Raw genomic sequence first — 15,358 nt, 5'->3', positions numbered from 1 at the left:
TATATATGAGAGTAGAAAGCAAAAAATACCCGTTACTTTTCGTTAATCTTCAAATAATGGTTTATAAAATGCCCGATTGTCCATTGCGAATAATCGCTCGGTAAACTCTCCTGGTTTCACTTTTTCGAGTGATCGATTTAACATATTTAATTTTGCATCCAATAGGTCAATTAAATGAAGAATCTCCGCTTCACGTACAAGAGGAGGTTTAGGACTACCCCACTCTGCTTTTCCATGATGGCTTAAAACTAAGTGCTTTAATATCAAAACTTCTTCTTCCTCTTCTACTTGTAACTCTTCAGCCATCAGACCTATTTCTTCAATCATCATGGGAATATGTCCAAGTAACTTACCTTCTAATGTATAAGTGGTTGTTACCACACCTGATAGCTCTTTTATCTTACCTATATCGTGAAGAATAATTCCAGCATATAGTAAATCTTTATTTAGCTGTGGATATAATTGATGTAGTTCCTTAGCAATTGCAAGCATACTAACAATATGATGAGCTAAACCAGAAGCATACTCATGGTGATTCCTGGTTGCAGCAGGATATGTTAATAGTGCCTCCTGATATTTCTTAATAAAAGCTCGAACAATCCGTTGTAATGTGGCATTTTGCATTTCAAAAATGGCTTCTGTCAATTTCTCTATTAGCCTATCTTTTTCGATTGGTGCTTTTTCCACAAAATCAGAAACATGTACGTCATCTGTCGGTTGCGAAGGTCGTACAGATAATATTTTTAATTGTGGTTTACCTCGAAATTGACCAACTTCTCCAGCTAGTTTCACAATCTGTTCAGGGACGAATAAGCTTTCGTCTTCTTTACTAGCATCCCATAATTTGGCTTCAATCTCTCCAGATGCATCACGCAGCATTAATGTTAAGAATGGTTTCCCGTTACTGGTTAGCCCTTTGGTTGCTTCTCTTATTAGTAAGAAACCGTCATAAGCGTCACCAACACTTACATGTCCAATTCCTTTTTTAACATCATTTTTCATATTTACTCCTCCCCGTTACCAAATAATTCAATCCAACTGTAAACAAAAAGAGATTGACATCAACTAATTATAGTCAATTTAACTGCCAATCCCTACCGTTCCTTAGTTTTTAGGAATATAATCGAAGATTTTTCCAGATTCAATGACCTGAATGAATTTCATTAACCAGGTATAATAATTCTGCGCATACCGTAATCGATCAATGTCCCGAGTAATCTTCAGCTTTAGCTCTTCATCTGTTGTTTCTTCATAAAGTTTCTCCAATTCGTAAATAGCTTCATCTGCTTCTTCAATATTTGTTTCTGTATGATGACGCCAACGGTTACCAAATAAAGAGGTAAAAGATTTATACCAATCTTCTTCTGATTGATATAAATCCTTCCGTATGCCCCGCTTAAATGTTGATTCAACCATCTTCATATCGGATAATGATCTTACTCCTGTTGACATACTTGTTTTACTCATTTCTAACGCATCTCGCATATCATCCAACGTCATTGGCTGATCTGCAAAATATAATACACCATATAACCTTCCGACTGATGAAGTGATACCATATAGGTTCATATTCTTCGCGATAACTTGTATAAACTTCTCAATCGTTTCATCATATATTTCCCATTCTTTTGATTCTTTTTTCTCTGGCAATGGATGTCCCTCCACCTGCATTAATAATCTGCAAATAGTTTATCATTATTTGTTAATGAATGCGAATAGAATTTTGTAGCTTTATAAAACTTTTATTATCTGCAGTATCAGCAACTTCCTTTTTACATGTAAAAATAATAACCTGCTGATCATTCGCAATACGGTTAAGTAAGTGAACCATTCGCTTTGTACGTATCGAATCAAAATGAACAAATGCATCGTCAATAATAAATGGCAATGCATGCTTTTCACTCATACTTTTACTTACAGCTAAACGTAAAGAAACATACAATTGATCAACCGTTCCTTTAGATAGTTCACTTAAATGAAATCGAGTGCCGTTTTCATTCTCGACTATAAACGTTGAGTCATCTACAGGTGGAAAAACGTGAACATAAATTCCTCCTGTTAATTCTTGAAAGTAATCCGTTGCTAATTCCATCACTTTATTTAAATACTTGTTACGATAAGTTCTTTTTGTTTGTAAGAGAATTTCCTTTGCTGATTTCACTACTGCCCACTGCTCTGCCTGCTGTTTCAGTTTTTCTTTTTCAAACTCCAACTCATGCATCAATTGAGAAATATTATCCGAACCTTCTATAGAGGTAATCTCAGCATTAATATCTGCTAAATCCTGTCTTTTTTTGTCAAGATCTGTAGTACACTGTTTCATTTTTTCTTGTACTTGGTCACGTTGAAGTTGTAATGTATGTTCATCCCTGACATTCTGTAGCATATGTTGCCAATCTTGTTCTGCATCAATGGCAGATAGCTGTTGATACAGCGAATCTTTTTTTTGTAAAAGATCTTGTTTTTCTTTTAATTCCCTGCTCTTCTCATAAAAAGCTTCCTCACTATTTACGCCAGCAAGCTTATATAATTTTTCTATTTCCATTTGATGAGGCTGCAGTTGCTGTTGGAGCTGTTGTTGTTTCTCAACAGCATCCTTTTTATACGTTGTTAAATACGTCATTTGCTTCGTTGTTTCATGATGATTATCTAATAGTTGATGAATCCACTCAAACTTTTGTTTAATTGATTTATTTTTCATTTCCCGATTTGCTTGCTCAAAAAACGTATTTACCTGTTCCTGGATTTGTTCTAATTCGCATATTATTTTATTGAAATTTGCAGCTATATCTTGAACTTGCTTATCCATTCGTATCACGGACTTTAAACGATAGTATAATTCTGGCCAAAATGAAGTTTCCATATTACTCAAAAAGGGGTACTCCAACTGTTGGTCCTGAACCTGCCTAGCTATTCGCTTTTCTCTCTCTGCTGTTTGATAGGTTTTTTCTTCCCATTTTAAGTATTGAATTTCTAGCCCCTTTAATTGTTCTTCAATGGCATCAATTTGATTTCTATATTGGTGTTGTTTCTCAAGATCAGCCATTATCATTTCCCGTTCGCTTTCATTTATCTCGTTCGTCCTTATGGGCATGTCATCTTCGTGCATGAACGCATGATCCATTTCATGTATGGAATGACGTTGAAAAAACCATTGACCCATACCTAAAAGCACTAGAAGTAGTGAACTAAAAATTGATACAGTATGTGTTCCTAGTATGCCAAACATACCAACTATCATTCCAATAAAAACTAACCCTATCAGTATGTAATTTGCTGCTTTTCGTTTGCGGACTCGTTGCTTAGCCCAATCATTTTGTTGTTGTTCTTTAAACGTTTTTAGATAATTTTTGGCAGCAAATTCATCTACAGCTTGCAGCTTTTCTTGCCACTCATGAATCTTATTATCTGAATGTAATTTTTCCTGTAGTACGGACTTTTGCTGCTGCAAATGGTGACGTTGCCGATCGATTTGATTTTGCTCTGTTTGTAATTGTTCTTTTTCCAAAGATATTTGTTCGGAATCGACCTTTATTTGCTTCCATGTTTTTTCTGTTTGAAAAGACAGGGCCATTGATACAAGCTCTTCCCTGCTAATATGGAGATCTAGTTCCTCTAACTCTTTATCCACTTGTATTTGCTGTTTATCCTTATCTGCTTTATGTTTATTCTGTTCACTTATTAAGTGATCGTATCTTTTCTCTGCTTCTATCATTTTCTCTGCTTGATCTAGAATACTCTTTTCGAGTTGATGCATTTGCAGGTTTTTAATTTTCTGATCATATTTCTTTTCATTATCTTGTAAGATAGCAAGTTCACTCTTTAATGGAAGCATTTTTTCTTTCCATTTTTCTAAACGGGTTATTCCATCTTCAGGGAATGGAATATGTTCAGGAAAATCTTCCAATTGTTTCGATATCGTTTTATACATTTGAATCGAAGGCTGGGCATGTTGCATTTTCCCCAAGAATAAACGGTCATTCGTTAACTTTTCCAACTTTTCTTTCGTAGCTGTAATTGCTGTTTTCATGTTATTGGCTTCTGTTTTCTTTTGATAATAACTTGCTTCCAATTGTTTGTATTGATCTAAACGGATTTGCATATCTTGTAACTTGGATAGCTGCTGATTAATCTTTGGTTTTTTTCCGTATGGCTTAAATAAATCACCCATTTTGTCATCTAATCGTCTTTCAATTGCATATAGATTCTTAGATCCCGTTAATCCAATCCCGAGAATAACTTCACCTAATTCATTTTCATTCATCTCGGAAACCTGTGACAGGTCGTTTGCAGAAAAGGAAAATACAGATTGATAAGAAGCATATGTCATTCCTTGCAATCGGTTCTTTAACCATTGTTCATCTTGTTGTATACCGTCAGATGTATAACATTTAGCTGCACCGTTATCAACTTCGTGAAATCGTTCAATTGTAAACCTAATCCCCTTATCTTGCACCGTCAGTCTGCCACCCAATTTGCCACTTGTTTTCGGTCGATAGAATTCTCTTTTTTTAGGAGGAAGACCGAACAACATAAATAAAATAAAGGTATGTAGGGTTGATTTTCCAGATTCATTCTCACCAAATATATAAATAGCATTGTCACTAGAAAAATCAATCGTGTAGTCAACCCACTTCCCAAAACCAAAGATCGTTGCTTGTTCAATAAACATCGGTTACCCTCATTCCTTAAAAAACTCATGAATCAATAATTCTTTTGCTTCTCTTTTTATCTGTTGTTCCTGTTCATCTGTTAAACGTTCGATAAACCTTCTAGCTCGCTTTTGCTGATATAGTTCTGTTACAAGCGATGAAATGGTTTGGTTATCTGCTTCATGTAATAATTCACTAATGAAATGTTCCCCTTTATACCATTCAGGGTTTATCGTAGTAGTTTTCAAGTGGATAGAATAACGAAATAGATATATCCAATGATCCTTCTGTATACATGATTCATTAATTAAATCTATTACTTCTTCTATTCTGCCTTCTTTATCCCACTCTACTACCTGGTTACCTGTACCTTCCAAGTGAATATCGATTAATTGAGGCACAGAAAATGATTGCTTTGTCAGTTCATCTAAGATCTTTTGTTCTATTTCTAATACTGATTTACATTCTGACACATTTATCGTTAGCGAATTTATTTGGAATGCTTGAAGTGGAATAAAAGACAGCTCTGCTTTTGCATGTGACAATACAACATGGTAACAGCCTTTAGCTCCAGTTTCTTTTCGATGACGCCCTTGGGTATTTCCTGGATATACAATAGGTGGATCTTCCTTTAAAATTTCTCGCTGATGAATATGTCCTAGTGCCCAATAATCAAAGTCCTTTCTTGATAAATCCCGTACTTGAAATGGAGCATATACATCATGATCTGTATTACTTTGCACACTACCATGGAGCATCGCAATATGAAATGGAATCGATTCGTTCTGTTTTTCGTATTCCGATGTTTTATTTGCATGTACACTTCGATTTACATAGCTAAAACCATATATAGCTGCCATGGCTTCACCATTTTTTTCATAGACGATTGAATCAACCGTGTCTTGGGAAAAGATGGTAACATTATCTGGATACGTTACTGGATGCTTATTCCCTTTTATGTAATCATGGTTACCATAGGATAAATAAACAAGTATTTGATGTTGTTGAAGCAATTCAAAAGCCTGCTTTAATCGTATTTGTGCTTTAATACTTTGTTTTTCATTATCAAATAGATCTCCCACCAGTAAAACAAAATCAACCTGATGATGAATTGCTGTTTGCACTAATTCATCCAATGCGGAAAATGTACTTTCTCGTATCATCTTAAATAAGTTGCTTGGTGTTTGAGATAATCCTTTAAAAGGGCTGTCCAAATGCAAATCTGCTGCATGGATAAATGATACTTGTTTTAACAATAACCACACCTCCATCTCCCATTATTTTATCAAACCCCATGACAGAATGCACGTTCGTACGCCTGGGGCCACTATTGGATCTGTTTCTGCATTAACATAAAGCTCTTCATAAAAAAGGACGTAGAAAACAGAATGTTTTCCTACGTCCTATCCATGTAGCTTAATACCATACTGCACTCTTATTCCTTCTTTGATAAAGCGAGTGCCTTTTTAAAATCTTTCAACGAGTTAGACTTGCCATACATTAATACGCCGCCTTTATAAACTCTAGCTCCTACAATAGCCAATAAAGTGATTGTAGCTACTAAAATACCGATAGATAGAGCAATTTCCCACACAGGAATATCTAACATACCTACACGTAAGAACATAATCATTGGAGCAAAAAAAGGTATAAATGAAGTGATTTTAACAAGATTGGATTCAGGTACACTTAATCCAAATATTGCAATGAAAAAGGCAATCATAACAAGAAATATCATCGGCATAATTAATTGCTGTACATCTTCAATTCGACTTACTAATGAACCTAACATAGCCGCAAGGGTAGCATATAATAAGTAGCCTAGGATAAAGAACACAATGGCATAAATGTAAACAGAAACGGAAGTGTCACCAATTCCAAAGGTAGAGAATATCCCTTCTGTCAGTTCATCCTGTTTTGTGGTAATTAATGTATACCCTACGATTAAAAACAGACTGATTTGTGTTAATCCGACAAATGCAGTACCGATAATTTTTGCAAACATATGGGTTACTGGAGAAGCACTTGAAACCAATATTTCCATCACACGTGATGACTTCTCCGTCGCGACATCTGTTGCGATCATATTTCCATAGGTAATTACAGCCATATATAGTAGGAATAGCATGATATATACAATGCCTCGGGCTTGATTTAACTCATCACTTGTTTTTGCTGATTTATCCAATGCAACGGTTTCAAATTGTACTGGTGCATTAATGTTTGCTAAGGTTTCAGTATCAATATCAGCCTGAGTTGTCGCATATGTAACTTTCAGTTGTTGGATATGCTGCTGAATGGCTGCTTGATTGCCTATTTCAGAAATATTATTTGCATAATAAATAGCCTCTGGTAATTGCTGTTCATTCATGTCTAACACAATCAGCGCCTGATATGTTTCATCTTTAACAGCTTGTTTTGCCTCTTCTTCCGAACCATCATATTCACTTAATTTCACTTCTTCACTTGACTGGTTCATGCTTTGCGATAAAGGATCATATAATTCGTTCGAATAATCAATTACAGCTACCTCATCATCTTCTTTACTGGAAAAAGTTTCTATAATTGATTGTATATTAACCAGCCCTACAATTAATAATAGTGTAATAACTGTACTAATAATAAATGATTTCGTCTTGATTCGAGTCATAAATGTATGCCCAAGAATAATCCAGAACTTATTCATACGAAGCACCTACCTTCGCAATAAAGATATCATTAAGAGACGGTTCTTCTAGTTCGAATTTGCGGATAAAGCCTTTATTCTGTAATTCCTGAAAAACCAGCTGTGATACATCCTCATTTTCAATTTCTAGGCGGCACCCCTCTGTTGTCTTACGAAACCCTACAACACCAGGAAGGCGTTCCAAAAATTCTAATGGAAATGCAGCATGCACAATTAGATTTTTCTTGCCATAGGAACGCTTGATGTCCTGTAATGAACCCTGCACAACTTGTTTCCCCTTTTGCAATATGCAAAGATGTTCACATAGTTCTTCCACATGTTCCATGCGGTGAGAAGAAAATACAATTGATGTTCCATACTCTTTCAAATCAACAACAGCTTCTTTAAGCATTTCTACATTAACTGGGTCAAGTCCAGAAAATGGTTCATCTAGAATTAATAATTTCGGTTGGTGAATAACAGCTGAGATAAATTGTATTTTCTGCTGATTCCCTTTCGATAACTCTTCTACCTTCTTGTTCAAGTATTCTGGAACTTTAAAACGGTCTAACCAGCTATTTAGCTCTTTTATAATCTCCGCTTTCTTCATACCACGAAGTTTTCCAAGATAGACAATCTGTTCTTTAACTGTTAACTTTGGATACAACCCCCTTTCTTCAGGTAAATAGCCAATTAAGTGACTTTTATCATAATGAATGGATTGTCCATTCCATGAAATGTCACCAGTTGTGCTATCCAACAGCCCTAATATCATACGAAAGGTTGTTGTTTTACCTGCTCCATTTCCTCCAAGAAAACCATACATTTCTTTTTCAGGGATCTCTAATGAAAGATGATCTACTGCGGTATGATTTCCAAACTGTTTTGTTACATTAGTCAATTTAAGCATGGTCTCTCCCCCTTTTCTATTTGTAGTACGTAAATGATTGGAATCATGTTTCGTACATTCTTTCTTTTCCCCAGCTTAACGTGCTGCGAAAGAAACAGAATATAACCATTTGATTAGGAAGGTTTTTGTTATTATATGTCGAATATATATAGTATTGAATTCACTTCAAGGAGGAGCGTAATATATGAGAAATTACACACTTACCGTTTTTGATCCATCTGGAAAAAAGCTCTTAGATGAAACAATTAATGCTGCAAATGATGAAGAAGCAAAGCAATTGGGAACAACCAAGCTAGAAGCGGAAGGCTACTTAGAACACACGCATCGATGTGTATCACCGGAAGCTAAGCTAGTTCTTTTTCATAGATGATATGAATACCTCCCCTTTTGCAGGAGTAATTCCTTCAAAAGACTGTAACAAACCATATGTAGATTACTTGCTTATCCGATAATTACAGAAGAAATGAATTCCATTGACCGGTTAACCAATCCTACCAAGCAAATGAAATAGACATAATTCCTACGAAGCAACTCGAGTCTTATTTAACGGAAATTACTGAAACCGTTCTCGTAGAAGCATACCTGTTTCAGGTTTTAAAATAGACAGAAAAATGGTTAACCGGCTTTAGATTTACTTATTTTCCTTGAAATACAGGTTCTCTTTTATCTAAAAAAGCCTGTACACCTTCTTGATGATCTTCTGTATTCTTTAAGCTCCACTGCGCTTGCTTTTCTTCTTCAATATAATATTTCAATTCATCCTTTTGCCTGGAATGGTAGATGCTTTTCGTCGCCAGCATAGCAGCTAGCGGGGTAGACAGTAGTTGATTCGCAAGCTTTATAGCATGCGTCAATACTCGTTCCTCCGTAACAATATCAACAAGCCCCATTTTTTTAGCCTTTACACCATCTACCTGTTTACGTCCCCAAATAAATTGTTTTGCTTGCTGTGTTCCGAGCCGTTCTTTTAGTAGAAAATGTCCTCCACCATCTGGAGCAAGCCCAATTCCAATAAATAGCATTCCTAGTTTTGCATCTTCTTGGGCAATCACAAAATCTGCTGTTAAAGCAATGCTTAATCCCAGTCCTGCAGCTGAACCGTGAATAGCTGAAATCACAATTTTGTTAAGCGTATATAGCTTTAAAGCTACCTTGCCTATGATATCCATTATTTCATTAAAGTTCTCTTTTGTAGCAGAATCTTTCATCATCGAAATATCTCCACCAGCACTAAAAGCATTTCCTTCTCCAGACAAAATGACAATTGCATCTTCACTTTGTTCTACTTTTTCAATCGTTTGTAATAATTCTTCCAGCATTTCTTTATTCATAGCATTATAACGGTCAGCACGATTAAAATGTATATATGATACACGGTCCTTGCTTTCATAAATGAGTGTATGGCCCATAATCCTCTCCCCTTCTTTTTTAAACTGTATATAAATTTCGAGATGAGTGAAACATTCTCCTGCCTATATAACAATAAGGTTAAAATGAAGATCTGCTATTATAGGTAAACTATTTATTCACTTCCGGTTAGGTTATACTTGCGTTTGATACAATGCAGTTATAATGGAGATTCATGAAAAAATTCAGCCATTAATAACCTTTATCTTTTGTTTCAGCCTACTCTATATCATAATCTGGTGTAACAAAAAAATTGAAATGGCTAATCATACTATTCATTATCCGTTCCCTAAAGCCAAAAAAAACTTGGTTACAAACATACACGCTTTGCTGTGGGATAAGTTTTAATTAAAATTAATGATATATCTGTTTTAGGAGGAATTAAAATATGGATACTTCTTTATACGATGAAGTTCAGGAAGTTTATCAAGAATTAATAAAAGCTTGGAATAACCGCGACGCTTCAAGAATGGCTGAATCGTTCGCAGAACAGGGAGTTCAAATTGGATTTGATGGGAGCAAGGTAATTGGAAAAACAGAAATCATAGCACATGTAAAACCTATCTTTGAAAATCATCCAACTGCTCCTTTTGTAACTAAAATTAAAAATATACGTCCAATAGGAAACCATGCTGCTATTCTACATGCTATTGCAGGGATGATCCCACCAGGAGAAGAAGATATTGAACCCAATTTAAATGCCCACCAAACGATGGTCGTATCTAAAGTAAATAGTGATTGGCATATTGAGCTCTTTCAAAATACTCCGGCTCAGTTTCATGGGAGACCTGAATTAGTTGAACAAATGACTGAAGAATTAAACAAGGTAAAGAAGGACTAGAATTATTTACAGACCTACATACCCATATGCTAACCTTCGACTATCCAATAACAGCTTATGAAGCTTAACTATATTAAATAGTATAATAAAGACAAAAAAGCTTGTAGAAAATTTTAATAATTTGTCTACAAGCTGTTCTTCTTTTATCTATTCAGTTGCTTGGCTATTTTGTTCTTCCTGTGTACCATAAAGCTCTTCTAATGGTTTTGTAATAATACGGCTCACATCATTGATCACAACATTTAAGCGTTGCTCTTCTTCCATCAATTTAGAGATATCTCCATGCTGTTGTACAAGTTCTACAACTTGTCTAGCCTTAGTTACCTCTTCTTCTGTGATTTCTTGTCCTTGCATTTGTTTTTCTTGCAAAGCCATTTGTGTATCTCGGAAATTATCAAACATCTGTTTTGCAGATGGATCATTCATTACCGCATCATAGGCAGTTTTCAAGTTTTTAAATTCTTCACTCTCGCGAATCGCTTTTTCTAAATCATAAGCACTATCATAAATGTTAGGCACGATTTATCCTCCTTCGTATTTCTTACTCCCATTTACTATATCAAACGATGGGAATTGTGTATAGCGATTCGAGATTGTCATGTTTTTGAATATATTATTTTTTTCATTAACCAGGATTGCTATAATTAAAAAAAGAACTTTTAAAAAAGAGGTTTTGCAGATGCTACATCAACTAAAAAAAATATTTCCATCACTTATAGTAAACGATGATAAAATCAAGCTCCCACAGCAAATGTATAAATGGTATATCACAGATAATGGGATTAAAATAGGTATTTCAAAAAATGAATTAACAAATAGAGATACCGCATTATTGGAAACATTTATGACTCCATATCATGCGCAAATACCGGTGCCCTCTGATAAAGAGTTGCAGTGGAAAGAAGTCATTGACCAAACCTCTTCCATGACACATCAAACAGCTTCTTCCCCTTTTCGATTCGTTTATTTTTCGATGAACGAACAACAAATTGAACCAATTACCTTTAAAGAGTCAATTCAAGCCTTGTTCAATTATAAAATCCCTATATTATGGGAGAATGAACAGGAAGGAATACTTATTGAAGAGCAATCCTCCATTACGGGTGAAAATATCCCTTACGAACAAATCATAGATGTGATCATGAGCGATCTTTATGTGAATATTCATTTTTTTGTTGGACCTTATTTAAATCAATATCAAGAGGCAAAATCTCAATACTTAACGATGTTTCGGTATGCCCCGATAGCTTTAACCTATTCCGATAAGCCAGTAACGAATTATCAAGAGGCAATTCCTTACATTTTACTTGAGCAAGTGGGTTCTCCCTTTCGAAACGAATTAGCAAATACGATACTACAAGAATTCACAGCTGATACAGAACTATTACAAACCATTCAAATGTTTTTGAAATGCAATCTCAATGTTTCTGTTACTGCAAAGGAATTATATATGCATCGTAATAGTCTCCAATATCGCTTAGATAAGTTTATTGAAAAGACAGGAATTGATATTCGCCAATTTCATCAAGCTGTCACAGTCTATTTGGCACTTCTAGCAAATATGCACAAAGACTAATTGAATATTTGTGCATGTTTACCGTTTCGATCAACCCAATCTTTTTTTATACTATAATTAATCAAACGCTTACAAATTGGGGGAATAGAAAATGGCAGAATTACGTATGGAGCATATTCAAAAATCCTATGATAAAAAAACAACGGCGGTAGATGACTTTAACTTACATATCCAAGATAAAGAATTTATTGTTTTCGTTGGTCCTTCTGGATGTGGTAAGTCGACTACATTACGTATGATCGCCGGTCTTGAAGAGATCACTGATGGGGAATTGCATATCGATGACAAAAAAATGAATGATGTAGCTCCAAAGGACCGGGATATTGCAATGGTTTTCCAAAACTATGCCTTGTATCCACACATGAATGTATACGATAATATGGCATTCGGTTTGAAACTACGTAAATTTAAGAAGGATGAAATTGAACAACGTGTTAAAAATGCTGCTAATATTCTTGGCCTAGAGGCTTACTTGGACCGTAAACCTAAAGCGCTTTCAGGCGGACAACGTCAACGTGTAGCCCTTGGCCGTGCCATCGTTCGAGATGCAAAAGTATTCCTAATGGATGAACCATTATCAAACTTGGATGCAAAACTCCGTGTGCAGATGCGTGCAGAAATCCAAAAACTTCATCAACGCCTACAAACTACTACCATTTACGTTACGCATGATCAGACAGAAGCAATGACAATGGCCACACGACTTGTTGTAATGAAAGATGGGGTAATTCAACAAATTGGGGCACCAAAGGATGTATATGATAATCCAGACAATGTCTTTGTTGGAGGCTTTATTGGATCTCCATCAATGAACTTTTTTACTGGAAAGTTAAATGGAAGTAATTTTGAAATAGGAGAAAAGAAAATTGCTATTCCAGAAGGTAAACTGAAGACATTACGAGAACAAGGTTATGAAGATAAAGAAATTACATTAGGAATAAGACCAGAGGATATTCATGATGAGCCTATATTCATCGAGTCTTCACCAAATACCAAAATCACTGCAGCAATTGAAGTAGCTGATTTAATGGGAGCAGAAACGTTTCTCTATTCAAAAATAGACGAACAAGATTTTATTGCACGTATTGATTCTCGTACAGATATTAATGTTGGCGAGAACATCGATTTAGCATTTGATATGAATAAAGCCCACTTTTTTGATATTGAAACAGAACTTCGCATACGTTAAACAATGAGGGGAAAAGCTGATCAGCTTTTCCCCTTATCCATCATTATTAAGCTTTTGGACCTAGTTGTTGTTGTGCAGTTTGAACAAGTCTTTTAGTGATTTCTCCACCAACAGACCCGTTAGAACGAGAAGTTGAATCAGGACCTAAGTTAACACCAAATTCTTGAGCAATTTCGTATTTCATTTGATCAAGAGCTTGTTGTACTCCAGGTACGACTAATTGGTTTGAACTGTTGTTAGCCATAATTATCACCTCCTGTACTACTAGTGTGAGCAGATTACGAAAACTTATCATAAGTTTTAACTGGTAAATTGTAGATGTTAGCTAAAGGGATTGTTTTTATGGAGTGTTTGTTTATAAAAACAATTTTTCAAACTATCGGTGTTCAAACTTCGCTTATGTAAGACTCGAGGAACAAACGAAATCCAAGCGTAAATAAATAAACACCTCAAAAGTTAGCGTTACGTTCGCTAACTTTTGAGGTTCATTACAAACTGAGTTTATTTTGGATATGTCATCTCTTTTGGATTTACATATTGATCGAATTCTTCTTCTGTAAGTAAACCAAGTTTTACAGCTGTATCTTTTAGAGTAGCATTATCATTAAATGCAGTTTTAGCAATTTTAGCAGCATTTTCATATCCTATGTGTGGATTTAAAGCGGTTACTAGCATTAAGGAATCTTTTAAGTTTTTCTCAATTTGTTCTAAATTCGGTTCAATCCCTTGAGCACAACGTTCATCAAATGACAGAATACTATCGGATAGCAACTGACATGATTGTAAGAAATTGTAGGCAATCACAGGCTTAAACACATTTAGCTCAAAATTACCTTGACTCGATGCAAAACCGATGGTGGCATCATTTCCCATTACCTGAGAAGCGACCATCGTGACAGCTTCACTTTGTGTTGGATTTACTTTTCCAGGCATGATCGAGCTACCTGGTTCATTAGCTGGAACAGTTATTTCCCCAATTCCACATCGCGGCCCACTAGCAAGCCAACGTACATCATTTGCAATTTTCATCAAATCTGCTGCTAACCCTTTTAGAGCCCCATGAGCGTAAACCGATTCATCATGACTCGTTAAAGCATGAAATTTATTCGGGGCAGATACAAAGTTTTTACCTGTATGTTCATTAATAGCTGCACAAACGCGCTCTGAAAACTCCGGATGTGCATTTAATCCTGTACCGACAGCAGTTCCTCCAATTGCTAGTTCTTTGATATAATGAATACTTCCCTCAATCATCGTTTCTGATTTTTCTAACATACGATGCCATCCGCTAATCTCCTGTCCAAGCGTTAATGGAGTTGCATCTTGTAGATGGGTTCGACCAATCTTAACGATGTCATTGAATTTTTCCATCTTGACTTTTAACGTATCTTTAAGCGTACGTACGGCTGGGAGAACTGTATCTTCTAGTTTAAGAACAAATGCAATATGCATCGCTGTTGGATAGGTGTCATTTGAACTCTGTGATTTATTGACATCATCATTTGGGTGTAAGGTTAAGTCACTTCCTTGGTCACGTAACCAATGATTACCTACATATGCAATTACTTCATTTACATTCATATTAGACTGTGTTCCACTTCCAGTTTGCCAAACAACTAAAGGAAAGTGGTCTGTTATTTCATCATTTATAATTTGCTCCACTGCTGCATGAATAGCTTCTGCTTTTTTGGCTTCCAGTAACCCGAGTTCTTTATTTGCATGTGCAGCACTTTTTTTAAGTATCGCAAACGCTTTAATTATCTCTACTGGCATTGTTTCATTTCCAATTGGAAAGTTCTGTTTACTTCGTTGTGTTTGCGCTCCCCAATATTTGTCAGCAGGTACATGTATTTCTCCGATTGTATCTCGTTCTACACGATAATCCATTTAGATTCCTCCCTATGTCCATCTTTCTTTATCTATTGTATCAGAAATTTGTCAGAATAAAATAATGAAAGCAATTTCATGTTATTGCTTGTTGATTGACACAAAATTGTACGTGCTGACCTATTCCTTTATTGATCAAATATCTTTTATAATATGTTAGAGAACCATGCACTTGTGGAAGACACTTATATAAATAGCAGTTATAATAATGCAAAACAGAAGTCTTCTTAT

Annotated in this window: 14 protein-coding genes; 4 read left to right on the top strand and 10 right to left on the bottom strand. The window is 35.4% G+C overall.

Annotation, left to right across the window (positions count from 1 at the left end):
* Positions 1 to 42: 42 nt before the first annotated feature.
* The 6 genes from yhaM to JKP73_RS16530 form a co-directional block, all read right to left on the bottom strand.
* A complete protein-coding gene (gene yhaM, locus JKP73_RS16555; protein WP_021292200.1) occupies positions 43 to 1,002 on the bottom strand; it encodes a 3'-5' exoribonuclease YhaM in 960 nt (319 codons plus the stop codon).
* Between the two features lie 102 nt (positions 1,003 to 1,104).
* A complete protein-coding gene (locus tag JKP73_RS16550) occupies positions 1,105 to 1,650 on the bottom strand; it encodes a GbsR/MarR family transcriptional regulator (protein ID WP_021292199.1) in 546 nt (181 codons plus the stop codon).
* A 52-nt stretch (positions 1,651 to 1,702) separates the two neighbouring features.
* A complete protein-coding gene (locus JKP73_RS16545; RefSeq protein WP_200411555.1) occupies positions 1,703 to 4,672 on the bottom strand; it encodes an ATP-binding protein in 2,970 nt (989 codons plus the stop codon).
* A 9-nt stretch (positions 4,673 to 4,681) separates the two neighbouring features.
* On the bottom strand, positions 4,682 to 5,917 hold the full coding sequence (locus JKP73_RS16540; protein WP_231378705.1) for a metallophosphoesterase family protein: 1,236 nt from the start codon (positions 5,915 to 5,917) through the stop codon (positions 4,682 to 4,684).
* Between the two features lie 170 nt (positions 5,918 to 6,087).
* Complete coding sequence (locus JKP73_RS16535) at positions 6,088 to 7,338, bottom strand: ABC transporter permease (RefSeq protein WP_021292196.1); 1,251 nt, start codon at positions 7,336 to 7,338, stop codon at positions 6,088 to 6,090.
* The gene (locus tag JKP73_RS16530; RefSeq protein ID WP_021292195.1) at positions 7,331 to 8,227 is read right to left on the bottom strand and encodes an ABC transporter ATP-binding protein; all 897 of its coding nucleotides are present in this window, start codon (positions 8,225 to 8,227) and stop codon (positions 7,331 to 7,333) included. The genes JKP73_RS16535 and JKP73_RS16530 overlap by 8 nt, the downstream gene beginning before the upstream one ends.
* Positions 8,228 to 8,411: 184 nt before the next feature.
* On the opposite strand from JKP73_RS16530, the gene JKP73_RS16525 reads away from it, so the two are divergent.
* On the top strand, positions 8,412 to 8,597 hold the full coding sequence (locus JKP73_RS16525; protein ID WP_021292194.1) for a YhzD family protein: 186 nt from the start codon (positions 8,412 to 8,414) through the stop codon (positions 8,595 to 8,597).
* 265 nt (positions 8,598 to 8,862) lie between these two features.
* Here JKP73_RS16525 and JKP73_RS16520 read toward each other — a convergent pair whose 3' ends face one another.
* Positions 8,863 to 9,636: an enoyl-CoA hydratase gene (locus tag JKP73_RS16520; RefSeq protein WP_021292193.1), complete on the bottom strand. Its 774-nt coding sequence runs from the start codon at positions 9,634 to 9,636 to the stop codon at positions 8,863 to 8,865.
* A gap of 386 nt (positions 9,637 to 10,022) precedes the next feature.
* Here JKP73_RS16520 and JKP73_RS16515 point away from each other — a divergent pair, with 386 nt between their 5' ends.
* Positions 10,023 to 10,475 (top strand): SgcJ/EcaC family oxidoreductase, encoded by a 453-nt coding sequence (locus JKP73_RS16515; protein ID WP_021292192.1) that lies wholly within the window; start codon positions 10,023 to 10,025, stop codon positions 10,473 to 10,475.
* A 147-nt stretch (positions 10,476 to 10,622) separates the two neighbouring features.
* On the opposite strand, the gene JKP73_RS16510 is transcribed toward JKP73_RS16515, so the two are convergent.
* Complete coding sequence (locus tag JKP73_RS16510) at positions 10,623 to 10,994, bottom strand: YlbF/YmcA family competence regulator (protein WP_021292191.1); 372 nt, start codon at positions 10,992 to 10,994, stop codon at positions 10,623 to 10,625.
* 160 nt (positions 10,995 to 11,154) lie between these two features.
* Between JKP73_RS16510 and JKP73_RS16505 the strand changes: the two genes are divergently transcribed.
* Both JKP73_RS16505 and JKP73_RS16500 read left to right on the top strand, forming a co-directional pair.
* A complete protein-coding gene (locus tag JKP73_RS16505; protein WP_021292190.1) occupies positions 11,155 to 12,051 on the top strand; it encodes a PucR family transcriptional regulator in 897 nt (298 codons plus the stop codon).
* A gap of 91 nt (positions 12,052 to 12,142) precedes the next feature.
* The gene (locus tag JKP73_RS16500; RefSeq protein ID WP_021292189.1) at positions 12,143 to 13,240 is read left to right on the top strand and encodes an ABC transporter ATP-binding protein; all 1,098 of its coding nucleotides are present in this window, start codon (positions 12,143 to 12,145) and stop codon (positions 13,238 to 13,240) included.
* Between the two features lie 46 nt (positions 13,241 to 13,286).
* On the opposite strand, the gene JKP73_RS16495 is transcribed toward JKP73_RS16500, so the two are convergent.
* Positions 13,287 to 13,484 (bottom strand): alpha/beta-type small acid-soluble spore protein, encoded by a 198-nt coding sequence (locus JKP73_RS16495; RefSeq protein ID WP_021292188.1) that lies wholly within the window; start codon positions 13,482 to 13,484, stop codon positions 13,287 to 13,289.
* A 257-nt stretch (positions 13,485 to 13,741) separates the two neighbouring features.
* Positions 13,742 to 15,127, bottom strand: coding sequence for a class II fumarate hydratase (gene fumC / locus JKP73_RS16490; RefSeq protein WP_021292187.1), 1,386 nt, complete (start codon positions 15,125 to 15,127; stop codon positions 13,742 to 13,744).
* Between the last annotated feature and the right edge of the window lie 231 nt (positions 15,128 to 15,358).

It is taken from the genome of Virgibacillus salexigens, from assembly GCF_014905415.1.
Classification (GTDB): domain Bacteria; phylum Bacillota; class Bacilli; order Bacillales; family Amphibacillaceae; genus Virgibacillus; species Virgibacillus salexigens.
This window is presented reverse-complemented; position numbering and strand designations above follow the sequence as displayed.